The sequence below is a fragment of the Streptomyces sp. NPDC093064 genome, from assembly GCF_044754605.1.
In the GTDB taxonomy this organism is placed as follows: domain Bacteria; phylum Actinomycetota; class Actinomycetes; order Streptomycetales; family Streptomycetaceae; genus Streptomyces.
In genome coordinates this window covers 17,610-42,918 of record NZ_JBIVPK010000056.1, presented here as the reverse complement: position 1 = coordinate 42,918, position 25,309 = coordinate 17,610, and the positions used below count along the sequence as shown (strand labels likewise).

Here is a 25,309-nt window from a genome sequence, read left to right as displayed (position 1 = left end):
CGGATACTCCCTGCCCGAACGGCCAGATCATCTCGGCCACCGCCAGCGGCAACCCCGAAACGATCAGCCCGGAATCAAGCCGGTGGATTCGGGCTCAGCGTGGCCGCGTCAGAGAAGTTGAGCCAGAACCGAATCTGGTGAACAGAACCACTCGGTCGCCCCGGAAGGCGACCGCCAGGACGGATCCTGGAAGGTCACGGCGTTGCCCTTGGCATTGCGATCCTCGTTCGCCCGGAGGGCGACCGGGTGGCTGTCGGGGTGAGCCCGGGCGGCGCGGTCCGCCGCCGCAAGGCGCGATCCCAGCCGTGCTGCGCGAACTGGGTTCTCCAGTCGTCTTTGGCTTTTCGCTGAGCGTCTCGCCGGACCACGCGGCTGTCATCACCCACACGGGGGTGGCGCTTGTTCACGCCGCGGCCCCCGGGCCACCGGCTTCGACAAAGCGACGGCTCGCGGGGTCCGAGGTCACTTCTTCGACAGCCAGGCGCTGAGGGCATCGATGAGCCGGTCGAGCGCGGGCTCGTCGCCGGAGCGGTCCGTCATGACCGTACGGCCGTTGAACTGCAGTGTGTACTGGAACATGTCGACCGCCCCCATGTTCATGGTGAAGTCGGGAACGTCGGCCAGCGCCGGATCTCCGAGCAGGGTACGCAACTCCTTGAACTGGGCCGCACTGGTGCGGCGGACGACCGGCTGGCCCTTCTCGCTGGCGTAGACGGTGCCGTCGCCCCGGAGGATGACCAGCTGGTGGACGCCCGCGAAGCCGCCGGTGACGGTCATGGATGCCAACTTCTGATCGGGCCCAGCGACGGGGACCGGGGTTGGGCTGCCGGGAGCCGAGGGGGAGGCGGAGGGCGTGGTTGGGTCGGGTATCGGCGACGCGGCGGAAGTGGTCACGGCGTCCGTCGACGCGGCCGTCGGCGGCACCGCGCTCCCGCTGCCCTCGAACGAGCAGCTGATCAGACCCAGCAGACCAGCCGTGACCACCGCCGCCGCCGCGGCCGCACCCCTGCCCAGCACAGCGCCCCCGCTCGTCGGTCCCCTCAACTGCACTGTGAGTACCACGGAACCGCCCGTTCCGACCCCGCGGGCCTGCGCCGGCGGTCGAAACGTCGATCCGCCGACACCGACAGTGGGAACTGCACAGCGGAGGGGGTGCACCTTGCCGAAGCGCTCAGACCCACTTCAAGGAACCGACGAAGTGGCGTTCGTGAGGTGACGGAATGCCGGTTCAGCGGGTTAGCGAGCCCGGCGACGCACCTCGTCGCAAGCGGACCGTCCCGGCGCGCGCACCAGGGCGGGGGAGACCTACCGCAGAATCGGACCGGGCCCGGTAGTCGAGGTTCTGGCCGGGACGACGCGGCGAGGTCGCCGTAGCCCATGCCGTCCAGCGGAACACCCTCGCCTCGGCGGGGAGGGCAACGGCCTCTACGTCCTGCACTGGCTGGACGACGGCGGCGAGCTGCGTCATCGTCTCCTGGGTGCGCTCATCCAGGTCCGGGTCCTCGCCGGCGAGCTGCTGCGGGTCTTGGACTTCCAGCCGCCAGACCACCCAGTCGAAGTCCTCCCATACCTCCGCCCGCTTCACGCCCTGTGCCACTGCCCCGGCCCCCCCGCCGGCCTGTGCCCAGCCGCACAGATTGCACAACCGCGTCGCCGGGTTCTCCGCGACGTTCAGGGCGTGCTCCACATCGAGCAGCGGTGCACCCTGCGGTGCTTCCTCGCAGTCCGGCGCGTGCAAGACACCTCCAGCCGGGCCGCGGCGCAGCTTCTGCAGCACCCACCCCGAAGGCCGGCGCTCCCCAAGGACCTCCCGGACCACGGACTGCGGCGACGGCTCCAGCTTTTCGGTGACGACATGGTCGTAGTCGACGCCGTCGACCGGCCGCACGTGCTTCGGGGCGCGCACCCACACCCGGTACTCCGCCGCCTCCACACCGCCGTCCTCGCGAACCCGGTACGACGGCAGACCCACGAGATATGCCCACCCCGTTTCGGTCTGCCGCCGCTTCCACAGCCGCGCCACGATCTCCTGCGGCTTGGTGCCGAGCAGGGGATCGGCGGGCAGCACGACCCGCACGGGAACTGGCACCAGCTCGGGCCCGGCGGCATCGTCGGAAGGTGTCGTCACGGCCCCACAGTAGGCAGCATGGGCCGGACGCCGAGATCAAGCAGCCAGGACGTCGCGCAGCTCCCGTACAGCGTGCTCGCGGTGGTGCTGGGCGGGGATCGCCTCGTACAGGTCCAGGGCGCGGCGGCGGACCAGGCCGGTGCGGTAGCCGTCCGGCAGGGAGGTGAGGGCGGCGACCGTACGACGGCACGCCTCTTCGCTGTCGCCGTCGTGGTGAGCACAGGCGGCGGCGTCGATGTGCAGCAGGGTGCGCGTCATCGTGCTGGTTGGCGCGGACAGCTCCAGTGCCCGTTGCTGGCTCTCCTGGGCACGGCGGGTGTCTCCGAGGGTGGTGTAGGCGTGGCTCAGATGGACGTGGTGTTTCTGCTCGCCGTACGTCAGCCAGGTGTCTGACCGCTCGCTCTCGGGGAGCCGGTTCATGAGGGCGTCGGCGGTGGTGAGCGCGGCGCGGGCCTGCTCGGGCTGGTGGTTGAGGGCGTACGCGCGGGCGGCGACGGCGGCCGCCAGGGTCGCCGCGGCGGTCGGCCGGGTGCCGGCGGCGTGCCGGGCTTGGTCGGCGAGGTCCGCCGCTGCCTTCGGGGCGCCATAGTTGAGCGGCACCATCGCCTCCCGGGCGAGGACCCACGCGTGCAGCTGGCCGTCGCCGGATTCAGCGGCGGCTCGGGCGGCGGTGGCGAACCAGGCGCGGGACTCGCGACGGCTGCCCAGGTCGTGCAGGACGATCGCGGTCATCCCGGCCATCTGCCCGGCCGTCCGGCACAGCCTGGCTCGGATGGGGGCGGGCTGCGGGACGGTGAGCAACGGGCGCAGGGTCGTGAAGTCGGTGACCAGGTCGGCCAGGACGCGGGTGGGTGCTTGTCCGTGGTAGCCGTATCCGTAGCTTTCGGCTGCGGCCTCCAGGTCGGCCAGGTCCTGGGGTGTGTCGGGGGAGAGGGTCTGGTCGACGTCGGTCCGGGCGGCGGTGAGCGCGGTGAGGGCCGGAGCGGTGAGGCCGGCGGCCAGCGCGCCGCGCAGCAGGTTGCGGCGCTTCATGGGGTCATCTCCATGGTGGGACTCCGTGCTGAGGACGGCGGTGTTCTCCCAGGGTTGCGCAGCAAGTCCCAGTAGGGCACCGGGAATGCGCAGTCCGCCGGCGATTCGCTCGACAGTCGTGAGGGCGGTGACGGATGTGGTGCCCCGGGCGATCTGGCTGACGCGCTCGGCTTTGAGCGTGCACGCTTCGGCGATCCGGTTGAAGGAGATCCCCGCGTCGTGGGTCATGGCGAACACCGTGGTGAAGTCCCGCTCGCGCAGGGCCCGGACGAACGCTGGGTCGGTCAGCAGGTGGTGCGGTACTTGGGCGGGTGACGGCGGTAAGTCGTCCACAAGTCCCCCTGAAGTCTCGTGGAATGACGTGCGTCAGCTTCACGACGATACCCACCGTGGGGGCCCCGTGACGGGGTTATCGCCAGCGGTTTGGGTGGCTGTACTGGCGAGTGTTCGCGGCCGTGCCGTCCAGGGCCCGGCTACCAACCCCGCAGGAGGATTCCATGCAGAGTCCCGCCACGCCCCCGCCCGCCACGTCTGGGCCGTCGACCGGCGGCCTGGTCCGCTCCCGCCGGTCGATCGTCGCCGCCCGGGGCCGCAACGCCATCCCCTCGGACGGCGGCGGCACCGGCAAGAGCGACGGCAACGACTGACGGATCGGGAGCCCTGACGCGATGACGAATGTGTCCATCGCGGCGTGCCTGGGCGAGGACTTCCTCGCCCAGGCACTGCACCGCGAATACCGCCACGTACCCGGCGCGCTCGATGTCGCCGGGATGATGACCTGGGACGACCTCAACCAGATCCTGGTCGGCCACCGGCTTCAGCCGCCGCGCATGCGGCTGTCCCGCGACGGCGAGACGCTGCTGGTCGGCGGGTACACCACCCCGGTGGCCACGCGCCGGCACACTGTTTGGCACCGTCTGCACCCGGCCGAACTGCACGCCCGCCTGCAGGAGGGCGCCTCCCTCGCGCTGGACAGCGTCGACGAACTCCACCCGCCGATCGCGCGTCTCGCCGAAGCGATCGAGCGTGCCCTGCGCACCCGCGTGCAGGCGAACCTGTACGCGTCGTGGACCAGCACCGAGGGGTTCGGCGTTCATTGGGACGACCACGACACCGTCATCGTCCAGCTGGACGGCGCGAAGCGATGGCGGATCTATGGCACGACGCGGGCCTACCCGCTGTACCGGGACATCGAGGACCCTGGCGAGGCGCCCGCCGAGCCTATTGCCGACCTGGTCCTGCGCCCCGGGGACGTGCTGTACGTGCCGCGCGGGGTATGGCACGCGGTCTCCGCCGACCAGGGTGTGCGCTCCCTGCACGTCACCTGCGGCCTGCAGACCCACACGGCGACGGACCTGATGGCGTGGGTGTCCGAGCAGCTGCTCACGCGCGAGGACTGGAGGCGCGACCTGCCGCTGCTCGCCGCGCCGGACGTCCAGGCCGACGTCGTGGACGGGATGCGCAAGCGGCTCGCCGAACTGCTGGAGGACCCGACGCTGCTCGCCCGCTACCGGGCCGCGATGGACGGCCAGGCCGTCGGCCGGATGGTGCCGAGCCTGCCGTACATCGACGGCATCCCGGCCGACCCGCACCTGCGGGTGCGGCTGACCACCGCCCGCGCCGTGCTGGACGTCGGCGAGGACGCGGTGACGCTGTCCGCCGCCGGCGCCGTGTACGAGTTCGCGCCCGAGGCGGAGGCGGTGTTGCGCCCGCTGGTCGACGGCCGCACCGTGGACCTGGCCACGCTCGCCGACGCCGCCGGCCTCGCCCTGGAGGACGTCGTCGGGCTGGTCCAGGAGCTCGTTGCCGGGCAGGCCGCCGTGGTGGGGAGCCTGCTGTGACGGCACAGCTCGCTCTGGGCACCTATCGGTGCCAGGCGATCCCGGAGGCGGCTGCCCGCGCGGCCGCCTCCGGCGCGTGGATCGACACCGCCCCCAACTACGCCGCCGGTCAGGCGCAAACCCTGCTGGCCCCGGCCCTGGCCACCCACCCGGCCCTGAACGTCTCCACCAAGACGGGGTACTTCACGGCAGCCACCGGCACCGACGCCGTGAACGCCGACGTCCTCACCGAGGACCAGGCCCGGGCCGGGCACAGCCTCGCCCCGGACTACGTGCGCTGGCAGACCGGCCGCAACCGCGCCCAGCTCGGGCGCGACCGACTGGACCTGGTCCTGCTCCACAATCCCGAGCGGGCGCACCCCGGCGACCGCTCCGCCCTGCATCAGGCGATGAGGGGCGCGTTCGAGGTCCTGGAGGAAGAGGTCGCGGCCGGGCACGTAGCCGGGTACGGGGTCGCCACCTGGGCAGGCCTGGAAGAGGAAACGTTCACGATGGGGAAGCTGCTCGCCCTGGCCGCCGAAGCCGCCGGCGGACAGCACCACCTGGTCGCGGTCCAACTCCCGGTCAGCCTGGTGATGATGACGCCGATCACGCAGGCCCTTCACGGCCGGGGCCCGCTCCCGGCCGCCGCCGCCGCGGGCCTGCGGGTGATGGCGTCGGCCCCGCTGCACGGCGGGGAACTGCCCGCCATGGTCGACCAGGAACTCGCCGACCTCATCCGCCCGGGCCTGACCCCCGCACAGGCTTGCGTTCTGGCGGTCGCGTCATGCCCAGGAGTGACGCACGTCCTCATTGCCGCGTCCAGTGCGCCACACTGGGGGGAGGCGGTTGACGCCGTTGCACAACCCTCCCTGACCGTCGCCCAGTTGCGGGAGATCACTGGTGTACTCGCCTCCTCCTGACCAGGACACTGAACAGCGCATGCGTGCCCATCACGCCCGCGCCGCGAAGGCCCTGGACGTCCAGACCGAGCCGGGCGGGGAGTTCTGGGGATGGGCCGGGCGCACCCTGGGCGCCCCGGCCCGCACCGCCGCCGACGCCCCGGCGTGGCTGCGGCTGGTGTCCGCCCCGGCGGACAAGGCGTCGGGGAAGTTGTGGGAGGGCGCCCTGGACGCCCAGCACACCTTCGGCGACCTCGACGGGCACCGGCCCGCGCTCCTGGGCGTGCACGACGTGTTCGATGACGGGACCGCCTACCGGGCGGAGCTGTCTGTGCGCGTCGACCAGCCGGTCCTCTCCGACGACCCGATCCTCCAGCACGACCTCCAGCTGCCCGGCTCCTGGTGGACCGACCTGTCGGAGGCGCTGGAAAAGGTGTCGGCAACGGCCACCGACCGTGTCGCCGTACGGCAGCAGTACATGGACCGGGCGATCCCCCAGTTCGTAGGCATCCCGGCGCCCGCCGTCACTTGCTGGACCACTGCCCACTCCGACCTGCACTGGGCGAACCTCACCGCACCCCTGCGGATTCTCGACTGGGAGGGCTGGGGCCGCGCTCCGGAAGGCTTCGACGCGGCCACCCTCTTCGCCTACACGCTGCTCCAGCCGGACACCACCACCCGCGTCCGCGACGTCTTCCCCGTCCTGGGCAGCCCGGCCGGCCTCGCCGCCGAAGCCACCGTGTGCGCCATGCTGCTCCAGACCGTAGCCCGCGGCGACAACCTCGCCCTCGAAGACCAGCTCCGCACCTGGTCCGAGGAACTACGCCGCCGCTGAAAGGGCGGGGCAGCTCTCGCCGCGTACGCCCAGGAACCTCCACGTAGGGGCGCCCGAGCCACAGCACGTCCTGCAGTGGGTTGCCTTCCGACACAGGGAGTAGCCCGCTGTCGAGGATCGCCTCAGCAACTTGCCCCAGGCGGTCATCGGGGCAGGCTTGCCGACTGGCCGTCAGGCGCTGATGCTTGGTGTGGCCTTCCTCCCGAGGAGGCGGCGGGAGACGCAGACGCTCGCTCAGCTCGGGCAGATCCCGGTGACCATAGCGCTGGTACAGGCCGGCGACCACGCCGTCGGTCAGCTCCCGCAACCGCGGCACATCCATGCGCTCAGTCATCCACTGATGATGAGACAGGCCAGGGCACGATTCCAGACGCTGCCAGGCCCTCACACTACGGGGAGAACGGAATGGCCGTTGGCACAGTGGCGGCCGGTCGTCGTCCCACGGATGATGTTGCCTTCGTGGTTCTTTGTGGCCGAGCTCCACCAGCCGGTGTACCGTCGTGATCAGCAGTCGTGGTTCCGAAGTCCCGTTCGCCCGTGATCGCAATCGCGGGCGTTTTTGCTGTTCAACGCCTCTCCGGACCAGGGCGATCACCTCCGGATCCCGCACGGTGCGGGACCCGATACGAGTCCCCTCAAAGGAGACAGGCATGGCCAAGGGCACTGTGAAGTGGTTCAACGCGGAAAAGGGCTTCGGCTTCATCGAACAGGACGGCGGCGGCCCGGACGTCTTCGCCCACTACTCGAACATCGCCTCCCAGGGCTTCCGCGAGCTCCAGGAGGGCCAGAAGGTCGAGTTCGACGTTACGCAGGGCCAGAAGGGCCCGCAGGCGGAGAACATCCGCGCCCTGTAAAGCCGGACACACAAGAGGCCCCAGCCGGGATGCAAGCTCCCCCACTGGCTGGGGCCTCTTCGGCCCTACCCGCCCCCGATGGTGGGAGGTTTCCGATGCCCCGCTGTTGAGGGAGCCTCAGGAAGAACGGTGGGATGGCGTGCCCTCGTCGGCACGGCCGCCGGCTCCGAGGGTCCGCCGCGGGGCCGGACACACGACCGGGTGATTGCCGAGAACACCCCGGGCCCTCAATTCGTCAAGGTCGGACAGACGGACTGAGGGAAGGACGTCGAACGCCACGTACGTCGCCGGCAACTGGGCGGCGAGCTCCCGGGCCCGGCGGGGGCGTGACAGTGCGCGGGACTGCGCCGGACGCTACGTTGCTGGCGTGCACCACCGGCTGCGTCCGCTCAAGGCCACCACGCGCTCCCGCCGGTGCAGGAGGGACGGCGAAGCGTTCCGCCGGGCCGTCGGGGCGCATCATGGGGCGTGGGCGGTCCTCGATCGGAATGCAGCACCTCCCGCGAGGCCGGACGGCCGTCAAGCCGAGGGTTCTGCGGGGACGGCCGGCCTGCTCCCCATCGACGGTGGTTGTTGCCGACGGCAGGCGGACGACCGCGTTGACTGCTGCGTATCGTGGTACTGCCCATAGGAGTTCCACAGATTTGCAGCTCAGCCACTTGTAGCGCGACACCGGTGCCACCCTGTTTCACCGGTCCGCCCGCACAGACCTCAGAGCCCCACGCACGGCGCGAAGCGGCGGTCCCAGCTTTGGACGGCGTCGTCGATCTCGTTCAACGTCCACCCCTCGACCGCGGTGGGGGCCTGGGAGCCCGGTCCCCACCGTCGGTCAGGTGCCGTTGGTCAGGCGCCGTCGGAGTTCGGCGTGCCCAGGTGGACGGGGAGGGTTTGGACCGAGTTGGAGAACATGGAGGGGACGGGGACGAGGGTGCTGGGGGCGACTGCGAGCGCCAGGCCGGGGTAGCGGGCGAAGAGCGCCGGCAGCGCGATGTTCGCCTCCAGCCGGGCCAGCGGCGCACCCACGCAGACGTGCGGCCCGTGGCCGAACGAGAGGTGCTTGGCCTGGGTGCGGGTGATGTCGAAGCGGTGGGCGTCCGGCCCGTGCTGGGCGCTGTCACGGCCGACAGCGCTGTACGGAGCGAGGATGGCCTCGCCGGCGGGGATGGTGACGCCGGCGATCTCGATGTCCTCAAGGGGGTAGCGGGCCAGGAAGTTGCCGATCGGGGCGTCCCAGCGAAGGGTCTCCTCCACCACCGCCGACCAGACCCCGGCGTCGCCGCCGAGTGCGATGGCACGCTGGGCGGGGTGGGTGAGCAGGGCCCGGACGGCGTTGGCCAGCAGACTGAGGGTGGTCTCGTGGCCGGCGGCGACCATCACCCACAGGGTGCCGAGCAGTTCGTCGTCGCTGAGGGTGTCGGGCTCCTCCTCGCGGGCGGCGATGAGGGCACTGGTCAGGTCGTCCCCCGGCTCCTTGCGCCGCGCCTCGACGACCCGGTCGAGCAGCAGGTAGATGTCCCGCTGGGTGTTCAGCACCTCCTCCGGAGTGGTGTCGGTGCGGAAGATGCTGTCGACCAGAGCGCGCATCTCGTCGCGCTCGTCCTCGGGCACGCCGACCAGCTCGCAGATCACCTGCATGGGCACCCGGTAGGCGAAGTGGTGGCGCAGGTCGACCGATCCATCCGGAAGGGCGTGCCGGGGCAGAGCGTCCAGCAGGCCCTCGGTGATCTCGACGATGCGCGGCCGCAGGGCCTGGACCCGCTGCGGGGTCAGGGTCTTGGTGACCAGTCTGCGCAGCCGGTGGTGCTCCGCGCCGTCGGCGGTCACCATGTTGGTGACCTTGACCATGCCGGTCAGGGGCCAGTCGTCGGCTATCTCGCCGTTGCGGATGGCGTTCCAGCGGTGCCAGTCCTTGCTGACGCGGGGGTCGGCCACCAGGTCGGCGAGGAGCTGGTGGTGGGTGACTGCCCAGGCGTGCACGCCGCCGGGCAGCTCGATACGCACCACTGGGCCGAGCTCGCGCAGTCGGGCGGCCTCGCCTTGGTGGTCGGAGCCGGTCGGGTCGAGGCGGACCAAGGGCACCTGGTGAGCGGAGACGTCCTGGACAGTCATGCACTACCTCCGGTGAAGGGCTGCGGTCTGACGGTGCACAAGATGATCATGTACTACGGGTCGGGGTCGGGGACAGGGACGGGGTGAAGGTCACCGGCAGGGAGACGGGGCAGCGGGTCCACGGCGAGGGACGCAGGGCGATCTCCTCGGCCGGGACCTTCAGGTGGATGTCGGGCGGCGAACCGGAATGGGCGGACCTCCTCACGCCCGCGGACCGGCGCGGCCTGACCCCGTTGTTCTGGTCCCACGTCCGGCCCTACGGCGAGGTGAAACTCAACATGACCAGCAGACTCCCGCTCAGCACGAGCTGACCGGTGTCCGGTTGGGGATCCCTTACACACACGGCCTGTGATCCGGCAGGGGTATCACGATCGCCTCGGAACACAGCGCCGCGAGATCCTTGGGCGCCCGAAGCCCGCGCCGATCCGACGTCGAGCGCTCAGCGCTTGGTCTCGTACCTGGTCAAGGCCACGCCGTCGGGAAACGTCCGGGTCTCCACTAGGGTCAGGTTCACCCAGTTGTCCAGGGCTGTGAAGAACGGCGTGCCGCCGCCCACCAGGACCGGATGGGTGACGATCGCGTACTCGTCGATCAGCCCGGCCCGCATGGCCGCCGCGGCGAGTGTGGCACCGGCGATGTCCATGGGGCCGCCGTCGTCGGCCTTGAGCCTGGTGATCTCGGTGACCGCGTCGCCGGTGACCAGACGGGTGTTCCAGTCGACCGTGCTGGTCGTAGAGGAGAACACCACCTTCGGCATGTCCCGCCAGCGGCCGGCGTACTCGATCGCCGCCGGTGTGGCACCCGGCTGCTTGTCGGCGGTCGGCCAGTGGGAGCTCATCGTCTCCCACAGCTTGCGCCCGTACAGCGCCAGGCCCGTCGCGTCCACCCGGTCGGACCACCACTGGAACAGCTCGTCGCTCGGCACGCTCCAGCCGAGGTCGTCGCCGGGCGCGGCGATGTAGCCGTCCAGGCTCATGTTCATGGCAAAGGTCAGTTTCCGCATGGCGTCAGCCTCCCGTGAGTCGGTATTCGGCGTACAGGCCAGCACGGCGCGGAAAAATCATCGGCCAGGCCACACTGTCGCAGTAAACACCGGATTTACTGCGGCATCTCTCACCGCAGCCCTGAGCGTTACGCAGTGCTACACGCCACCTGGCCGTAGCTATACGAGAACAGGGCCAGAACGGAAGGCGCCTGCCGGTACTCGGCAACGGCGGGACGGGGCCGCAACCTGCGCCCGTAGCCAGCGCTTTTGTCCCGGGCCTCGGACGAGCAGCACACGGCGTCTTACCGATCGGCACCGAGCTGCTGCCCGAAGCCATCGACATCCAGCACGGGCAGTGCCTCCCGAACCGCCCGAGAAACGCTGCTCCTCGTCATCGACAGAGCCACCGGCTCGCCGAATGGGGTCGCGGTCGACGACAGCAGCCGCCACGGGACCGTGACCCAGGTGCCCTCGCGGTGGTCACGCAGCCAGACGAGCCGGATGTCGTAGGCGTTGACCGCCTGGATCGGATGCCACCTCCCGCGCGGTAGATGGCATCCGACTGGCCGGGCGCCGGAACCAGCTACGTGCTCTGGGTCAGCAGACCGGCGTCGATGACCTCAGCGATAAGGGTGGCGCCGCGGCTGTTCTGGTGGATGTGGTCGGTCGTGAGCACGAGACCTCGCCGCCGCGAGATCGTGTCGAGGCTGCGGCGCAGCACTGCGTGCTTGACGAGGACGCCGACGACCGCTGCGGGCGTCACCTCCCGGTATGAAATCGGCAGCGGGTCCGTTTGGCGCAGTTCCTCGATCTGGCGTTCGTGGAGCGGAAGGTAGGCCACCTCGTTGGTGGCGGCGACCTCGGCGATCATCCGGCTGTACGCCTGCGATGCCTGTGCCGCTGCTCCGTCGAGTTGTTGGCCGAGTACCGGTAGCGACAGCAGACCGATCGTCGCGTCGGTCTCCGCTCGCAGCCGTGCGACGACGGCTCCCAGGCACTGTTGGAACCAGCCGGCCGACGGGCGATCGGGGAGCTGTTTGCGCTTCATGGCCTGCTCGACGGGGTAGCCGGCAAGGCTCGCTCGGGCGTCGTTGGTCCCGATCAACACGGTGATCACATCGGGTGGGTTCGTGACGACAGCATCGAGGCGCTGCAAGAGGTTGTAGGCGAAGTCGCCGTTGGCGCCGAAACGGGCAAGCTGCACGTCACCGGGAGGGTGGCGTCGTCCGAGAAGATCCAGGTAGTCGACGCTGAACTGCGCGCGGGTGAGGCTGTCGCCGAGGCACGCGATGCGTGTCGTCACGGCGCTTCCTCCGGGCTGGGCGTGCCGACGCGTTCGGTCGGGCGGGTGTCGGTCCGAGGACGGTGGTCGGTGCCGAGGGTCGCAGTGATGGCCAGGATGGACGTCGGCCCCTCCATGTCGACCACGTGCCATACCCCGGCCGGGTTGATGGTGGCCTCGCCCGGCCCGAGCAGAACGCGGTCGGGCACCCCGTCCACGTCGCGGGTGACCGTCACGGACCCGCTGAGGCAAACGACCAGTTCGTCGCCTGCAGGGTGGCTCTCCCAATGGTCGCCGAGCCCGTCGCCGTCGAAGATCATCACCATCCGGCCCTCGGCGCCGTCTGCCGCGACCGCGGCGCTGTAGCCCTGGAGCACCTCCGGGTCCCAGGTGAAGCCCTCGACAAGTTTCGCTCTCGATCCCAGTCCGAGGTGCACGGGGTTGGTCCGCAGGTCCATAGCATTGCGTTCGTGGTTGACGAGTCTCATGCCGACGATCGTCCACGACAGCGATCGGGCGGTCTTGAAGAAAAGGGAAGAGAAGCCGACGCGAAGGGCAGACGGTTGGCGGCTACCCGGCTCCGAGGAGGACTTCGCTGCGACGCCAGGCCGTCGGCGATCGGCCCGTGAACTCGCGCCAGTCCCGAACGAGATGGGCCTGGTCGGCGTAGCCAGAGACGGTTGCCACATCGCCCCACGGGAGCGGGTCCTGCGCCGCCGCCAGTTCGTGCGCGTGCTCGAAGCGCAAGACTCGGGCGAAGGTCTTCGGGGACAGGCCCACCTCACCGCGAAACCGCTCGGTGAGGTACCGACGGCTCCAGCCGAGTTCCGCGGCGACCGCACCAACCTGGACGCAACCCCGCGCGGCGACGAGGCGGCGCCACGCCTCGGCTACCTCGGGGCGCACCCAGCGCACATGGTCGCCGCAGGCGCCACGGCCGACAGCTCGGAGGAGCAATTCGTCCAGCGCGGTGAACCGTGCCGCCCATGTTGTCGCCGATCGGAGCCGGTCGACCAGCTCGACGGCAAGCGCTCCGAGAAGCTCGTCAAGTGGGACCAGTCGGTGGGCGAGTTCGGCGGACGGCATGCCGTAGATGGCCCGGGCCCCGAGCGGTGTCAGCGATACCTGAACACCTTGCTGGCGTCCGTCGTGGTGAATCGCGACGGAACGGCACATCAGACCGCCGGCCACGCTGCCGAATCGGGTGACCGGTGACCCGTCGTCAACGCCCGCCGCCACCTCCAAAGGATCTGACAGGCTGATCACCGCGGTGAGCGCGCGGCTCGGCGGGCCGCAGTGCACCCCCGTCGGGAGTCCGCGGAGGTCGAAGCCGACATACGAGTCGACGTACTGCCGCAAGACGGGCGCCGGACGTGCACCGATCCCGGTGGCCGTGTGGTCCTCCATTTTCGTCAGTGTACGAGCCGCCCAGCCCAGGAAGATCACAATCCAAGGACTGATCACCGCCGTTTGCGGCTGGTGACGCGGTTCTTACCGGCACCCGTCACGCAGCGCTACATGTCCGTTGGCCGTAGCTATACGAGAACAGGGCCGGGTCGGGCAGGAGGTCGCGTGCGGCCTTGATGACTTCCTCGGTGGCGACGCTGGGGCGCCCGCCGACGCGGCCGCGGGCGCGGGCGGCGGCCAATCCCTCGTTGGTACCGATGACGATGAGCTCGCGGATGAACTCCGCGAGGGCGGCGAATTGGCCACGCCGCGGCCGGGCGGCGGCCTCGAAGTAGGTTCTTGACCCTCTCACCGTGTCAGGCGGTCAACTCGGAGACATCATGTTCACCATCGGAGACTTCGCCAGGCACGGCCGCGTATCGGTCCGGATGCTGCGTCACTACGACGCGACCGGCCTACTGCGCCCGGCCCACCTCTACCCGGCCACCGGCTACCGCTACTACACGGCCGTCCAGCTGGCCCGCCTCAACCGCGTCATCGCGCTCAAGGACCTCGGCTTCACCCTCCAGCAGGTCCAAGAGATCCTGGACGAGAAGGTCACAACCGAGGAACTGCGCGCCATGCTCCGGCTGCGACGGGCCGAACTGGAGGCTGCAATGACGGCTGCGGCTGCCCGGCTGGTCCAGGTCGAGGCAAGGCATCCGCTCGATCGAGAGCGAGGGGCAGATGCCCAGCAACGACGTTGTACTGAAAAGCCTGCCGAGCGTTCGGGTGGCCGAACTTAACGGTGTGGCACCGGACTTCGACACGATCGGGCCGGTCATCCAGCCGCTGTACGAAGAGCTGTTCCGGCGTCTGGAGGCGGCGGGCATCGCTCCCTCCGGGCCCGGTATCGCCTACTACGAGGACGCTCCGGACGGCGGGGTTCTCATCCACGCCGGCGTCGAGGTCTCTGTGCCCCTCAGGGTGGACGACGGGCTGCGGATCGTGGACCTGCCGCCCATCGAGCAGGCGGCGACCATCGTGCACCGCGGCTCGATGGAAACCGTCCTGCCCACCATCCAGACCCTGGGCCGCTGGATCGACGCCAATGGCTACCGCTCGATCGGCTATCCGCGGGAGGTCAACCTGGAGTGCCCCGACAATCACAACGAGTGGGTGACCGAGCTCCAGGAACCGGTGGCCAAGGCCTGATGAGAGAGGGGTCAGCCGGCACCCTGGCTGACCCCAGCATGATCCGGCGTTAGCGAGTGCAGCCGACTTCGGACATCAGCGCAGCCGACTTCGAAAGCTGACAGAGGGTCTGCACCATGAACTTCACGGTGGAGAGCAGTTCGCCGGTGCGCGGGTGGCGGGCGGTGAGGTCCATCGCGGAGAACGCGCCGTCGTGGATGCGCAGCGCCACCTGGTCGCGGTGCAGGACGTCGAGCACGTCGAGGATGTGCCCGGTGCCGCGCACGAGGCGGAACATCTCGGAGATGTGCACGGTGTCGCCCGGCCGTGCGTACGTGAGCAGTTCGCGGAACTTGGGGCGCTGAAGGGGATGGAGGCGGCTGGAGGTGCCCGGGTCCTCCTCGAAGACGACCGGGTCCTCGATCCCGGCCTGGTCCAGGACGAGGTTCTGTCTGGCGGTGGACTGCTGGTCGGTCGAGACCCGCTTGTAGACCAGGTTCGCCACTCGGGGGCCTCTTTCGTACGGAGGATCGGACCCTATCTGTCGTCAAACCCTGTCAGCAATCACCATCGGATCTGATTGGATTCGAGCCGTCGCGAACCCCCGGATTCCATGGGTTCATTGGACACGGCGGCCGCCTGTCGTCAAACGATCCTTTGACGACAGGGTGGCGGCCGACCTCAAGCAGGGCAACGCCCGCGCCCACCCCTCCGTCGCCACGGCGCGTCACAGGCGGGCCTCCAGGCGGTGGGCGCGAGCGCTGAGATGGCGGCGTTCGGGGGTGCTGGTGGTGCGGCGGGCGGCTTCGCGGTAGGAGGCCGCCGAGGCCCGGTATTCGCCAAGGAGTTCAAGGAGGTGGGCACGGGTGGCGAGCAGCCGGTGGTGGCGGGCCGTGCGGTTGTCGGTCTCCAGTGCGGTGATCAGGTCGAGTCCCGCAGCCGGGCCGTGGACCATGGCGACGGCGACCGCACGGTTGAGGGAGACCATCGGGTTTGGCCCGAACCGTTCCAGGATTTCGTACAGGGCGAGGATCTGAGGCCAGTCGGTGGCGTCGGTGTCCTCGGCCTCGTCGTGCACAGCCGCGATGGCCGCCTGCAGTTGGTACGGGCCGACCCGGCCGCGCGGCAGGGTCCGGCTGATCAGGTCGACTCCCTCGGCGATAGCACGGCGGTCCCACCGGGCGCGGTTCTGTTCCGCCAGCGGCACCACCTCGCCGGAGGGGCCGGTGCGGGCGGGGCGGCGCGCGTCGGTGAGCAGCATCAGCGCGAGCAGGCCTGCGGTCTCGGTGTCATCGGGCACCAGGCGGTGCAGCATCCGGGTAAGCCGGATTGCTTCGGCGGACAGTTCCGGCGCGGTCAGGCCAGTATCGCCGGTACCGCCGGTGGTGGTGTATCCCTCGTTGAAGACCAGGTAGAGCACGTGCCGCACCTCGGCCAGCCGCTCGGTGAGATCAGCACCCTCAGGCACGGCCAGGGGGATGGCGGACGCCTTGACGGTCTGCTTGGCCCGGCTGACTCGCTGAGCCATGGTCGCCTCGGGCACCAGGAAGGCCGCGGCGATCTGCGCGGTGGTCAGGCCGCCGACCGCGCGCAGGGTGAGCGCGATCCGGCTGGCCGACGACAGCGCGGGGTGGCAGCACAGAAACAGCAGGGCCAGCGAGTCGTCCCGGTCCGCGTCAGGCAGGGTGTCGGCGGCGTGGCCGAGCAGTTCGGCCTGCGGAGTAGCCAGGGCGAGGCTGTCCTCGCGGCGCCGACGGGCGCTGTCGCTGCGGATCTGGTCGACCAGCTTGCGGGAGGCAACGGTGACCAGCCAGCCCCGGGGATTGTCCGGGACGCCGGCCTCGGGCCACTGCAGGGAGGCCGCCAGCAGGGCTTCCTGGACCGCGTCCTCGCACGCGTCGAAGACGCCGTAGCGGCGTACAAGCGCGCCGAGGACCTGCGGCGCCAGCTCGCACAGCAGGTCCTCGGCGACGTGGCGCTCGGCGGTCACACGTCCGCCGCAGACTCGTGCAGCACCGGCCACAGCTCGACCGGCTCCACGTCGGCGAACGGCATGTCCGCGGCGATCGCCTGCGCCCGCTCCAGACTGTCGCAGTCCAGCAGGTAGAAGCTGGCGATGTACTCCTTGGTCTCCAGGTACGGGCCGTCGGTGACCGCCGGGACACCGTCCTCGCGGCGCACGAGCTGGGCGTTGGCCGCGTCCGCCAGGCCGTAGGCGCCAAGGAGTTCACCGCTCTCGCGGTACTTCTTGTTGAACGCCTCCTGCTTGGCGATCGCCTCCGGCCACGCCTCGGCCGGGAAGGAGTCCCACTTGGCCTGGTTGCCGTAGATCATCGCGACGTACTTCATCTCGGGTGTCCTCCCCATTTCGCACGCCCCGTTGGCGCGCTGTCACCCCTCAGTCGGAGCGGGAAACGGGTCCTCGACATCCGACGACAACTTTCTTCGAAATCTTTTTTCGCACCGCCATCAAGCAGCCCAGACACCGGAGCGACGCAAGCGATCAACCTACAACCCGGCTCCACACCGGCGTTGACCCGGCGCCCTGGTGAAGAGTCGGGTCAGCCGCGGCCGTCGTCGTCCTCGTCCAACTCGGGCGCATCCGGGTCGCGCAGCGGGCGCAGGGCGCCGGCGGCCGGGACACTGGCGGTGAAACTGTAGCGGCCGAGCAGGTTCAGGTTGCGGTGCTTGAGCGGGGAGAGCCGGGCGATGTCCTCCTCGCGGATCTCGTGGCCCTCGGCGCGGAGCTGGGCGACGGCGGCGTCGATGTACTTCGTCGTCCACAGCACGATGGCGTTGAGGACCAGGCCGAGCGCGCCGAGCTGGTCCTCCATCCCGTCGCGGTACGCCTGGTGGATGGTGCCGCGCTTGCCGTGGCACACGTCCCTCGCCAGCTTGTGGCGGGACTCCTGCACGGTCAGCTGCCGGTTCATCTGACGGCGGTAGGTGTCGTCCACCGGGTCGACCACCCGCAGCAGGTGCTCGGTCTTGGCGATCCGCCCGTACTCCGCGAACGCGGCGCCCAGCGGGGTCGGGCGGCCGTCGCGTCCGAACATGCGCAGCAGGTCGTAGGCGCGGACCTGGTTGGTGACCAGGGAACCGGCGACCTTCAGCATGTCCGGCCAGTGCGTGATCACCTTGTTCAGGTTCACGCGGTTGCGGGCCAGGTCCTCCACCGCGCCGTACGTGCCCGTCTCGACGCCGGGCATCGTGGCCCGCCAGAACCGCTGGTCGTCCAGGTCGCGGAACCGCGGGCTGAAGTTGTAGCCGAGGATCTTGAACAGGCCGAACACCATGTCGGAGTACGAGGCGTTGTCGGTCGCCACCATCCCCGGACCATCGAGCGTCTGGGCACGGTGGGCAGGGAGCGGCTGCTGGCGCTGGTGGCCGAGGGTAACGACGAGGGCACCGCGCTGCTGGCCGCGCTCAAGCGCGACCCGGGAGCTGTCGGTCTGGACGCCTTGCTGATGGAGATCCTCAAGCTCACGTCGGTGCGGGAACTCGCCCTCCCGGACGGGCTGTTCGCGGACTGCTCGGAGAAGCTGGTGGCCGCGTGGCGGGCGCGGGCGATCAAGATGTATCCCTCGGACTTCCGTGACACGAGCGAGGACGTGCGGATCACGCTGCTCGCGGCGCTGTGCTCATCTCGGCAGGCGGAGATCACCGATGCCCTGGTCGACCTCCGCCCAGCGCCGCGACCAGGACCTTCTCAACACGGGTCGGGCCCGGCGGCTCGATCTTCCGCGTACGGCACTCCATCAAAAGCGCCTCGCGCTGCCGGTCCTCCACCAGCTCGACCGGACACACCTCCGCAGCTAGCCACGCAGTCAGCGACTCCTCGTCGGCGCGCGTCGGCTGACGAAACCCCAGAGCCTCACGAATCTGCTTTCGGTGCCGCTTCGCGCCCGGCAGGTCGTACTTCGCCAGCTCCGCTGCCGGCACCTTCACCAGACCCGCGACGTACTCCACCGCGGGCTGAGGGAACTCCTCGATGAACTCCGGGAACCGGGCCTCGATCTCGAAGAACTTCAGCATCAGGCAGAAACCGAGCCTCGTCGGCCCGGTCTTGTTGGCCACGAGCTTCCAGTCGCCGTCCACCAGCGTCCAGCTCGCCAGCAACTCCTCCGGCGACCACTCCTGTCGCACACCCGCCCCTGTTCCGTCGACCTCCCGGGCATTCACCCGGACAGTCCAACGAGGCGTCCCGCCACCGGGAAACGGGCCCCCGAACCTACTGGTGGGTTACTTGTTCCCTGGTGTCTGAGCTAGGACTTCGGGGCCGAGTTCGAGTCGGTTGAAGCCCGCCTCTTCCAGCGCCCAGCTCGACACTCGGGTCACCGCTCGGGAGGAGACTCCCTTTCCGCGGGCTCCGGGGGCGGTCCAGTAGGAGATCTCTGCCTGGCCGCCGACCATGATGACGGACTGGAGGGAGACTCGTCCGAGGAGCTTGTCGTCGCGGGCACCGCTGGCGGCACGTCGTTCGCGAGCGTACGGGTGTACCTGGCCCTCGCCGGCGCGATGTTCGCCCTGTCCCGGCGCGCCGAACCCGGCGACGCGCTGGCCGAGTCATGCCGGGGACCGGTGTGCCGGGGGGCCTGAGTCATGCCGGGGACCGGTGTGCCGGGGGGCCGTTCGGGGCGTGCGGCGGGGCGGCATCCGCTGTACTCAGTCCACGGGAGCGGTGGTCGGCTTGCGCGGCGGTGGGAGGGCCTCGAGCAGCTCCCACAAGGGGCGTGAGGTAGACGCCCACACGTCGAGGGTGTGGCGGTCGGCCACGTGGAGGCGCTGCTGCTCGGCGAAAGCCACGGCTGGTGCGGTCACCTGGCCGTTCGTCATGATCACCGCGACGTCGGCGCCATGGACCCGGCGGGCGGTGGCGTCGAGGACCTGCAGGTCCGACAGGCCGACAGCGGAGCCAGCGAGGCCGTTGTGGCGGTGTTCGCACTGGATGACCCAGCGCCGCCCGTAGGGGTCGGTGGCCTTCACATCGGCGCCCAGCGCGTCGTCGGCCCCGATGCGGGCGTCCCAGCAGCCGTCACGGCGCATCAACTCCCGCACCGCCTCCCCGAACCGGGAGTGGTCCAGGGCGTCCAGCTGGGGCATCGTGTAGCGCAGGCCCTTCGCGCGGGCCGCCTCCCGCTGTTCACTGCGACGCCTCTGGTAGAGCCAGCCGCAGCCGGCCAGCACCGCGAGCACACCGACGGCGACCAGGCTCCACCGGTGGGCCGACAGCCAGCTGCCGACGGCCACCACCACGATGACCGTACCCACAGGCCCCCCACCGGCCCCGGCCTCCCAGGGAATGCGCCGCCACACCGACGGGCGCGCGGCCCGCCCCGCCCGGTTCTTGCGCGCGTGGGAACTCACCGGCCGGCCTGCGTGACACCGCTCGCAGGCCGTCCCGGGATGTTCCCGATCCCCTGGCCCGCCGAAGTGGGTACGATCAGGCCCCCCGGCGCCGGAAGTATGACGGCGGCCGGCTTCTCGCCGAAGCGACTGCGGGCCTTCGCACGTCGCCGCCCACGCCACACACCCTCGGCCGCCTCCCACACACCGGGCAGGATCTTGAGCATCCACGCCTCGCTCTCTTACGTCACGCGGACCGGCGACGCCAAGGACCGTCCACGGTTCAACATGATGGCCGTACGGGCACGGCACCTTATCTGCAGGACACGGCAGACGGCTGGAGCAGCCGCCTTCCGGCACCCGGCAACGAAGGGACACCCCCACACTGCCCCCCCGTTACCGTTTTCGTGGCTCCGCAATGGGGCCTCCGGCCTTCGGGTCCGGCATGACTTCCCCCCCTTGTTGTTCATGATCCGGGGGTGTTGTCACCGGGCCTGGAGGCATCGACGGACCGCTGATGAGGGGCTTGAGCACCGGCTTCACCCGGGCCGGAAGAGCTCTCCGTAACGTGGATGTGGCAGCTCGGTGCCCTGGCAAGGCCGGACGAAAGCGTGATGGAGGGGCCTGCACGTGATCGACACCGGCGACATCGACGCCTTCCTCGGTCTGGACGTCGGCAAGGGCGAACACCACGCCACCGCCGTGACCCCGGCCGGGAAGAAAGCCTTCGACAAGCGCCTGCCCAACACCGAACCCAAGCTCCGCGAGTTGTTCGCGAAACTCCAGGCCAAGCACGGAACGGTGTTGATCGTGGTCGACCAGCCGGCCTCGATCGGGGCTCTGCCGCTGGCGGTGGCGAGGGACATGGGCTGCCCGGTCGCTTACCTGCCCGGACTGACGATGCGGCGGATCGCCGACCTCTACCCCGGCGAAGCCAAGACCGACGCGAAGGACGCGTTCATCATCGCCGACGCCGCTCGCGCGATGCCTCACACGCTGCGGGCGATCGACGGCGAGGATGAGACGATCGCCGAGCGGGAGATGATCGTCGGGTTCGACGACGACCTGGCCGGCGAAGCGACCAGGGTCGCGGACCGGCTGCACGGCCTGCTGACCCAGATCCATCCGTCTCTGGAACGGGTCCCGCGTCGGCCGCCGGCAGGTTCTCCGGGGGCACGGTCTCCTTCGGCAAGGCGACATTCTCCGGCGGCATGGTCCACTTCAGCGAGGCGGCGTTCTCCGGCAGCACGGTCGCCTTCGTCGAGGCGACGTCATGGGCTGGAGCCTACGGCGTCGTAATCCGCCAGATGGAACTTAGCCCCAGGTCAGCCCATGATCGATCTCAGCGCCAAATCCTGTACGGGAACTACTCGGCCCCGAATACCCTCGGCGAGTGACCAGAAGAACCTACTGACCGGTCACTTGCTCCCTGGGGTCCGAGCTAGGACTCCAGGGCCGGGTTGCCCAGCGCGTCCTGACGCCGGCCGCCGCGGGCACAACTTCCGGACGGGCCAGGCGGTCAGCCGCTCACTGACCGCCTTCGACCACTGATCGTATTCAGTAAAGACTCGTCCAGGATGGCGTCGTCGGGTCAGTGGTCCGTGGAGCTCGCAGCTCGGCCAGGTGATCGGCGATGACGGCGTGCAGCGCGTCCGGGGTGTTGACGTCCGGGCGCATGGCGGCGTGCACGGCGAGCCCGTCCAGCAGGGCGTGCAGTCGGGCGGCCTCCCGCTCCGGGTCGCGGCCGGGACCGATGAGGCCGGCCACGAGACCACGGCAGCCCGCGCGGAGCATGTCGTACCCCTCGTCGCGCAGGGCCCGCAGCTCAGGGTCCGTCATGGCGCGGGCGGTGAAGGCCAGCCACACCTCGTTCTCCGCTCGCCGCTGGTCGTCCAGCGGCAGCAGTTCCGCGAGTACACGCGCGGCACGCTGCCGCAGGTCGCCGTCCGAGGGCACTGCCGCGATCCGCTGCTCGATCCCGTCGATGACCATCCGCAGTGCGAAGGTCATCAGCTCGGACTGGCTCGCGAAGTAGTGCCTCAGTGAGCCCATCGAGAGTCTTGCCTCCCGGGCCACGTTGCGGACCGAGGCGTGCTCCAGGCCGTCGCGCCGGACCACCCGCCATACCGCTTCAGCCAGCTCTCTGCGACGGATCCGGGGATCGACCACCTTGGGCATGAACCTTTTATAGCACAGTCGTGCTACATTCGACTCCAACGCTTCATGGCACGGTCGTGCTAAATAAATCGCGGAGGCTCCCATGCAGCTCACCCGCCCCACCACCGACCCTGAATCCGACTCGGCCCACTGCAAGCCCTTGCTGCGTTCACGGGCCCTATGGGCAGCCACCCTCGGCTGGCTGGCCGTCAACGCGCTCGTCGTCGCCGTCGCGGGAGACCGATTGCCCTTCACCTGGGCATCCAGCACCGGGCAGAAGACCGCGGACCACCTCCTGGAAGCCAACGTCGGTCTCGTCGAGGTTCTGCTGCTGATCGCCCTCGTCGGTCTGCTCACTCGCCGACGGCCCCGGCCCGACCTCGCCGCCCGAACTCCCGAGCGCGCCCAGGCGCTGCGCGAGACCCTCCTGCTGCTGGCCTACGGAGCGGCCGGACTCGCCTTCGGATACGTCCTCGCCCGCTCACTCGGCTGGCACCCCTTCGGCTTCCACCTCGCCGGCACGCTCTACGGCACCCATGAACACGTCACCCCGACCGAGGCTGTCACCTGGGCGCTCTACAACGTGATCGTGTACGCCCTCGTACCTCTGCTGTACTTCCGCCGTCGCTATACCGCCGAACAGCTCTTCCTGCGCTCAACCGACCGCCGGGCCGACACCGTCCTGGTCGCCATCGTTCTGGTCGTCGAGTCGACGGTGCAGTTCCTGGTACTCGAACCCGAGACCCTCGAACTGGGCGGCCGCCGACTGCTCGTGGGCCTGCCACTCACCTTCACGCTCTACCTCGCCGGTGCGGTGCTCCCCGCCATGATCTTCATCTACGCGATCCTGCTCCCCCGCGTGCTCAAGCTCACCGGCTCGACCGCCGCCACCGTGGTCGCGGGCGGCCTCGCCTACGCCGCCTTCCACCTGTGGGACGCCTGGACGCGGTTCGGCTCGCTCGAAGACGCGCTGCTGTCGGGGGCCTTCCTGCTTCTCACCTATTTCGCCCCAGGCATGATGAAGGCGGTGCTCACCCTGCGCACGGGCAACGCCTGGGTCCACGTCTGGGCGTACCACGCCCTGGCCCCACACACCCTCGCGGACACCCCTCATGTGGTGCACATCTTCCGCGTCTAGCGCGACGTCCGCGCGGGTTGCGTCCAAGACAAGTGGTGATCTTCACGATGGCTTCGAGGGCGTCTGCCTCCGCGCTTGCAACACTGCTGCTCGTGGGCACGCCGCCTAGGGTGCGGGCGTGACCCCGCAGGCATATCCCTCCGAACTGTTCTCGCTGGGACAGCCGGGTCGCCATGGTGACCCGGCGGCAGTTCCGGCATCGCCCGAGCCATCGCCGGGGCCCTCGCACGCGCAGGAGCGAGCGTCGTGGTCGTGGCACGCAAGAAGGCGGAGTTGGCCGCGACGGTCGGCGAGCTGGCGGCCTACGGCTGCTGGGCGGCCTGGGCGAGCGCCGACCTGAGTACTCGCGACGGCCTGCGCGCAGCGGCCGAGGAGGCAAGCCGAGGCATTCGGGGAGCCCGACATCCTCGTCAATGCCGCGGGATCAACCTGCGGCCCCTGACACCAACGCGCCCTGGGAAACCGTCTACGGCTACTTCGCCAAATGGCAGAAGGACGGCGTGTTCGTCCAGCTCAACGGCCTGCTGCGGGAGCTGGTGCGTCAGAAGGAGGGACGGAGGGCGAGCCCGTCGGCCTGCGTGATCGACGCACAGAGCGTAAAGACCTCCCCCAGCGTCCTCGCTGCGAGTCAGGGGACGGACGCGGGCAAGAAGACATCCGATGCGAAAGAACTGTCAAGCGACCTCAGCGAGTTGAGTGTCTGGTGGGGCGGGGAACGCGACTGCTTCGCTGTAGTGGAGACGGTGGGTGAGGCAGTGGTGGAGGCAGCCGAGCATGCGGTTGAAGAGGTTGCGCTGGGCGGCGGTGTGCCGGTCTCCGGCCTCGCGGCGACGGTCGTAGTGGGCTCTGGCACCGTCTGAGTGGGCCATGGCTGCAAAGGCCCACACGTAACCGACGCCGGCCAGCCGTTGGTTCTTGACCCGGCGGGCCAGGACGGCCACGCTCTTGCCGGAGGCCCTGGTGATCGGGGCTGGACCGGCGTAAGCCTTGAGGCTTTTCGCGTCGGCGAAGCGGGATCGGTCGTCGCCGATCTCGGCGAACACCCGGGCGCCGCTGAGCGCGCTGAGCCCTGGGAAGCCGGTGATGATCTCGGCGTCCGGGTGCTTCTCAAAAGACTCCATCGCGGCTTGGGCCAGGTCGTCGGCGCTGGTGCAGGCGGCGTCCAGCTGCCGAAGCAGCGCGAGGGTCTGGCGGCCCATGGCCTCTTCGACCAGCGGGAGCTGGCGCATCTGCGGCGCGCGCAGCATGGTCTGGAGGCGCTCTGCCTCGGCGTCGATGGTGTTCTTGCGGCCGGCCCTCTTCAACAGCGACCGCAGCTGGGCGCGGGTCAGCCGGGCGGCCTGGCCGGGGGTGGGAGCGGCCGCCAGCAGGACACGGGCGATGGGGTGGCAGACGCCCTCGCGGCGCACCCCGACGGCGGCCAGGAAGCCGGGGAAGTACTCGCGCAGGTGCGAGGTGAGCTTGTTGGCGGCGGTGGTGGTTGGCCGCCGCTGAACAGGATGAGTCCGCGGCCCGGGCGCCGGGGGAGCGGGCCCGCTATTACGGGCGGTTCACGGTCACCCCGGAGATCCGGGCTCTGCTCGGGCTGTGGAAGGGGAAGTTTGCTGTTGTCCACCGTGAGTTGGCCGCTCGTGCGGCCAGGGGAGAGGGCGAGTCTCCGCCGTCAATCCCGACGCTGCACCGGGCGATCCGCCGTGATCTGACGCCAGGGGAGCGGGCGGGGCTTGCGGGTGGGGAGCGGGCTGCGCGCAAGCATGATGTGTTCCTGGCCCGGCCGCGCCCCTGGCGTAACCAGGTGTGGGAGACCGACCATGTCCAGGCTCCGGTGCTGGTCGATGTCGACGGCACGGCCCGCAGGGCGTGGATCACGTGGTTCACCGACTGCGCGACGAACGCGGTCACGGGTGTGGCCATCACGCCAGGGGATCCGTCGCGGGAGTCGGTGCTGGCCGCGCTGCGCTCCGCGGTCCTGCGCGCGGACCCCTACGGCCCGCTCGGCGGCCTGCCGGAGAAAGTGCGGGTGGACCGGGGCAAGGACTTCCTTTCCAGGACGGTGACTGTCGCGTTCGATCTCCTGGACGTGACGGTGGAGGACCTGCCCGCGTATACCCCCACCTCAAGGGCACCGTCGAGGGACTGAA

General features: G+C 69.9%; 21 protein-coding genes and 9 pseudogenes. 12 read left to right on the top strand and 18 right to left on the bottom strand.

Going from position 1 to position 25,309, the window contains the following annotated elements; translation table 11 throughout:
* Positions 1 to 462 precede the first annotated feature (462 nt).
* The 3 genes and pseudogenes from ACIQFZ_RS37115 to ACIQFZ_RS37105 all read right to left on the bottom strand — a co-directional run bounded on the left by ACIQFZ_RS37115 (position 463) and on the right by ACIQFZ_RS37105 (position 3,493).
* Entirely contained in the window at positions 463 to 777 is a 315-nt protein-coding gene (locus tag ACIQFZ_RS37115) for a hypothetical protein (protein WP_402693308.1), read from the bottom strand.
* 841 nt (positions 778 to 1,618) lie between these two features.
* Positions 1,619 to 2,128 (bottom strand): annotated as a pseudogene (locus tag ACIQFZ_RS37110) (DUF6233 domain-containing protein); the annotation flags it as partial.
* Positions 2,129 to 2,164: 36 nt separating this feature from the next.
* Positions 2,165 to 3,493 carry a hypothetical protein gene (locus ACIQFZ_RS37105; RefSeq protein ID WP_402693307.1) on the bottom strand — a complete coding sequence of 443 codons (1,329 nt, stop codon included), beginning with the start codon at positions 3,491 to 3,493 and terminating at the stop codon, positions 2,165 to 2,167.
* Between the two features lie 164 nt (positions 3,494 to 3,657).
* On the opposite strand from ACIQFZ_RS37105, the gene ACIQFZ_RS37100 reads away from it, so the two are divergent.
* The 5 genes from ACIQFZ_RS37100 to ACIQFZ_RS37080 all read left to right on the top strand — a co-directional run bounded on the left by ACIQFZ_RS37100 (position 3,658) and on the right by ACIQFZ_RS37080 (position 7,571).
* Entirely contained in the window at positions 3,658 to 3,807 is a 150-nt protein-coding gene (locus tag ACIQFZ_RS37100) for a hypothetical protein (RefSeq protein WP_167362005.1), read from the top strand.
* 21 nt (positions 3,808 to 3,828) lie between these two features.
* Positions 3,829 to 5,001 carry a JmjC domain-containing protein gene (locus ACIQFZ_RS37095; protein ID WP_402693306.1) on the top strand — a complete coding sequence of 391 codons (1,173 nt, stop codon included), beginning with the start codon at positions 3,829 to 3,831 and terminating at the stop codon, positions 4,999 to 5,001.
* Positions 4,998 to 5,903 (top strand): aldo/keto reductase, encoded by a 906-nt coding sequence (locus ACIQFZ_RS37090; RefSeq protein WP_402693305.1) that lies wholly within the window; start codon positions 4,998 to 5,000, stop codon positions 5,901 to 5,903. The genes ACIQFZ_RS37095 and ACIQFZ_RS37090 overlap by 4 nt, the downstream gene beginning before the upstream one ends.
* A 19-nt stretch (positions 5,904 to 5,922) precedes the next feature.
* Positions 5,923 to 6,717, top strand: coding sequence for a hypothetical protein (locus ACIQFZ_RS37085; RefSeq protein ID WP_402693304.1), 795 nt, complete (start codon positions 5,923 to 5,925; stop codon positions 6,715 to 6,717).
* 650 nt (positions 6,718 to 7,367) lie between these two features.
* On the top strand, positions 7,368 to 7,571 hold the full coding sequence (locus tag ACIQFZ_RS37080; protein WP_402693303.1) for a cold-shock protein: 204 nt from the start codon (positions 7,368 to 7,370) through the stop codon (positions 7,569 to 7,571).
* Positions 7,572 to 8,414: 843 nt separating this feature from the next.
* Here the strand turns inward: ACIQFZ_RS37080 and ACIQFZ_RS37075 are convergent.
* Positions 8,415 to 9,680 (bottom strand): cytochrome P450, encoded by a 1,266-nt coding sequence (locus tag ACIQFZ_RS37075; protein ID WP_402693302.1) that lies wholly within the window; start codon positions 9,678 to 9,680, stop codon positions 8,415 to 8,417.
* A gap of 83 nt (positions 9,681 to 9,763) precedes the next feature.
* On the opposite strand from ACIQFZ_RS37075, the gene ACIQFZ_RS37070 reads away from it, so the two are divergent.
* The gene (locus ACIQFZ_RS37070) at positions 9,764 to 9,991 is read left to right on the top strand and encodes a hypothetical protein (RefSeq protein ID WP_402693301.1); all 228 of its coding nucleotides are present in this window, start codon (positions 9,764 to 9,766) and stop codon (positions 9,989 to 9,991) included.
* 128 nt (positions 9,992 to 10,119) lie between these two features.
* Here the strand turns inward: ACIQFZ_RS37070 and ACIQFZ_RS37065 are convergent, their stop codons facing one another.
* The 5 genes from ACIQFZ_RS37065 to ACIQFZ_RS37045 form a co-directional block, all read right to left on the bottom strand.
* Positions 10,120 to 10,683: a dihydrofolate reductase family protein gene (locus ACIQFZ_RS37065; RefSeq protein ID WP_402693300.1), complete on the bottom strand. Its 564-nt coding sequence runs from the start codon at positions 10,681 to 10,683 to the stop codon at positions 10,120 to 10,122.
* A 565-nt stretch (positions 10,684 to 11,248) separates the two neighbouring features.
* Positions 11,249 to 11,968, bottom strand: a complete 720-nt coding sequence (locus ACIQFZ_RS37060) for an SGNH/GDSL hydrolase family protein (RefSeq protein ID WP_402693299.1) — start codon at positions 11,966 to 11,968, stop codon at positions 11,249 to 11,251.
* Entirely contained in the window at positions 11,965 to 12,435 is a 471-nt protein-coding gene (locus ACIQFZ_RS37055; RefSeq protein WP_402693298.1) for a cupin domain-containing protein, read from the bottom strand. The genes ACIQFZ_RS37060 and ACIQFZ_RS37055 overlap by 4 nt, the downstream gene beginning before the upstream one ends.
* Before the next feature lie 82 nt (positions 12,436 to 12,517).
* Positions 12,518 to 13,354: a helix-turn-helix domain-containing protein gene (locus tag ACIQFZ_RS37050; RefSeq protein WP_402693297.1), complete on the bottom strand. Its 837-nt coding sequence runs from the start codon at positions 13,352 to 13,354 to the stop codon at positions 12,518 to 12,520.
* 97 nt (positions 13,355 to 13,451) lie between these two features.
* Positions 13,452 to 13,706: a hypothetical protein gene (locus ACIQFZ_RS37045; protein ID WP_402693296.1), complete on the bottom strand. Its 255-nt coding sequence runs from the start codon at positions 13,704 to 13,706 to the stop codon at positions 13,452 to 13,454.
* 28 nt (positions 13,707 to 13,734) lie between these two features.
* Here ACIQFZ_RS37045 and ACIQFZ_RS37040 point away from each other — a divergent pair.
* Positions 13,735 to 14,548, top strand: a pseudogene (locus ACIQFZ_RS37040) (MerR family transcriptional regulator).
* A 103-nt stretch (positions 14,549 to 14,651) separates the two neighbouring features.
* Here ACIQFZ_RS37040 and ACIQFZ_RS37035 read toward each other — a convergent pair.
* The 7 genes and pseudogenes from ACIQFZ_RS37035 to ACIQFZ_RS37005 all read right to left on the bottom strand — a co-directional run.
* Positions 14,652 to 15,032, bottom strand: a pseudogene (locus tag ACIQFZ_RS37035) (recombinase family protein); the annotation flags it as partial.
* Positions 15,033 to 15,254: 222 nt separating this feature from the next.
* Positions 15,255 to 16,517 carry an RNA polymerase sigma factor gene (locus tag ACIQFZ_RS37030; protein WP_402693295.1) on the bottom strand — a complete coding sequence of 421 codons (1,263 nt, stop codon included), beginning with the start codon at positions 16,515 to 16,517 and terminating at the stop codon, positions 15,255 to 15,257.
* Complete coding sequence (locus tag ACIQFZ_RS37025; RefSeq protein WP_402693294.1) at positions 16,514 to 16,876, bottom strand: YciI family protein; 363 nt, start codon at positions 16,874 to 16,876, stop codon at positions 16,514 to 16,516. Before ACIQFZ_RS37025 ends, ACIQFZ_RS37030 begins: the two co-directional genes overlap by 4 nt.
* A gap of 212 nt (positions 16,877 to 17,088) precedes the next feature.
* A pseudogene (locus ACIQFZ_RS37020) lies at positions 17,089 to 17,871 on the bottom strand (Tn3 family transposase); the annotation flags it as partial.
* A gap of 316 nt (positions 17,872 to 18,187) precedes the next feature.
* Positions 18,188 to 18,673: a DUF4158 domain-containing protein gene (locus ACIQFZ_RS37015; protein ID WP_402693293.1), complete on the bottom strand. Its 486-nt coding sequence runs from the start codon at positions 18,671 to 18,673 to the stop codon at positions 18,188 to 18,190.
* A 96-nt stretch (positions 18,674 to 18,769) separates the two neighbouring features.
* Positions 18,770 to 18,979, bottom strand: a pseudogene (locus ACIQFZ_RS37010) (GNAT family N-acetyltransferase); the annotation flags it as partial.
* Between the two features lie 213 nt (positions 18,980 to 19,192).
* Positions 19,193 to 19,798, bottom strand: a complete 606-nt coding sequence (locus tag ACIQFZ_RS37005; RefSeq protein ID WP_402693292.1) for a restriction endonuclease — start codon at positions 19,796 to 19,798, stop codon at positions 19,193 to 19,195.
* 705 nt (positions 19,799 to 20,503) lie between these two features.
* Between ACIQFZ_RS37005 and ACIQFZ_RS37000 the strand changes: the two are divergent.
* A pseudogene (locus tag ACIQFZ_RS37000) lies at positions 20,504 to 21,023 on the top strand (IS110 family transposase); the annotation flags it as partial.
* A 407-nt stretch (positions 21,024 to 21,430) separates the two neighbouring features.
* Here the strand turns inward: ACIQFZ_RS37000 and ACIQFZ_RS36995 are convergent.
* Positions 21,431 to 22,051, bottom strand: coding sequence for a TetR/AcrR family transcriptional regulator (locus ACIQFZ_RS36995; protein ID WP_402693291.1), 621 nt, complete (start codon positions 22,049 to 22,051; stop codon positions 21,431 to 21,433).
* Positions 22,052 to 22,133: 82 nt separating this feature from the next.
* Here ACIQFZ_RS36995 and ACIQFZ_RS36990 point away from each other — a divergent pair, with 82 nt between their 5' ends.
* The 3 genes and pseudogenes from ACIQFZ_RS36990 to ACIQFZ_RS36980 form a co-directional block, all read left to right on the top strand.
* Positions 22,134 to 23,168, top strand: a complete 1,035-nt coding sequence (locus ACIQFZ_RS36990) for a hypothetical protein (RefSeq protein ID WP_388733953.1) — start codon at positions 22,134 to 22,136, stop codon at positions 23,166 to 23,168.
* A gap of 118 nt (positions 23,169 to 23,286) precedes the next feature.
* Positions 23,287 to 23,607 (top strand): annotated as a pseudogene (locus tag ACIQFZ_RS36985) (SDR family NAD(P)-dependent oxidoreductase); the annotation flags it as partial.
* A 7-nt stretch (positions 23,608 to 23,614) separates the two neighbouring features.
* Positions 23,615 to 23,821 (top strand): annotated as a pseudogene (locus ACIQFZ_RS36980) (IS5/IS1182 family transposase); the annotation flags it as partial.
* Positions 23,822 to 23,842: 21 nt separating this feature from the next.
* Here ACIQFZ_RS36980 and ACIQFZ_RS36975 read toward each other — a convergent pair.
* A pseudogene (locus ACIQFZ_RS36975) lies at positions 23,843 to 24,646 on the bottom strand (transposase); the annotation flags it as partial.
* 317 nt (positions 24,647 to 24,963) lie between these two features.
* Between ACIQFZ_RS36975 and ACIQFZ_RS36970 the strand changes: the two are divergent.
* Positions 24,964 to 25,308, top strand: coding sequence for a hypothetical protein (locus ACIQFZ_RS36970; protein WP_402693290.1), 345 nt, complete (start codon positions 24,964 to 24,966; stop codon positions 25,306 to 25,308).
* Position 25,309 lies beyond the last annotated feature (1 nt).

What these genes read in the sequence shown, in the direction of transcription:
- ACIQFZ_RS37115 (WP_402693308.1), bottom strand. Translation starts at nt 777, where the DNA reads ATGACCGTCACCGGCGGCTTCGCGGGCGTCCACCAGCTGGTCATCCTC.
- ACIQFZ_RS37100 (WP_167362005.1), top strand. Translation starts at nt 3,658, where the DNA reads ATGCAGAGTCCCGCCACGCCCCCGCCCGCCACGTCTGGGCCGTCGACC.
- ACIQFZ_RS37095 (WP_402693306.1), top strand. Translation starts at nt 3,829, where the DNA reads ATGACGAATGTGTCCATCGCGGCGTGCCTGGGCGAGGACTTCCTCGCC.
- ACIQFZ_RS37085 (WP_402693304.1), top strand. Translation starts at nt 5,923, where the DNA reads ATGCGTGCCCATCACGCCCGCGCCGCGAAGGCCCTGGACGTCCAGACC.
- ACIQFZ_RS37080 (WP_402693303.1), top strand. Translation starts at nt 7,368, where the DNA reads ATGGCCAAGGGCACTGTGAAGTGGTTCAACGCGGAAAAGGGCTTCGGC.
- ACIQFZ_RS37075 (WP_402693302.1), bottom strand. Translation starts at nt 9,680, where the DNA reads ATGACTGTCCAGGACGTCTCCGCTCACCAGGTGCCCTTGGTCCGCCTC.
- ACIQFZ_RS37065 (WP_402693300.1), bottom strand. Translation starts at nt 10,683, where the DNA reads ATGCGGAAACTGACCTTTGCCATGAACATGAGCCTGGACGGCTACATC.
- ACIQFZ_RS37055 (WP_402693298.1), bottom strand. Translation starts at nt 12,435, where the DNA reads ATGAGACTCGTCAACCACGAACGCAATGCTATGGACCTGCGGACCAAC.
- ACIQFZ_RS37050 (WP_402693297.1), bottom strand. Translation starts at nt 13,354, where the DNA reads ATGGAGGACCACACGGCCACCGGGATCGGTGCACGTCCGGCGCCCGTC.
- ACIQFZ_RS37025 (WP_402693294.1), bottom strand. Translation starts at nt 16,876, where the DNA reads ATGAAGTACGTCGCGATGATCTACGGCAACCAGGCCAAGTGGGACTCC.
- ACIQFZ_RS36995 (WP_402693291.1), bottom strand. Translation starts at nt 22,051, where the DNA reads ATGCCCAAGGTGGTCGATCCCCGGATCCGTCGCAGAGAGCTGGCTGAA.
- ACIQFZ_RS36990 (WP_388733953.1), top strand. Translation starts at nt 22,134, where the DNA reads ATGCAGCTCACCCGCCCCACCACCGACCCTGAATCCGACTCGGCCCAC.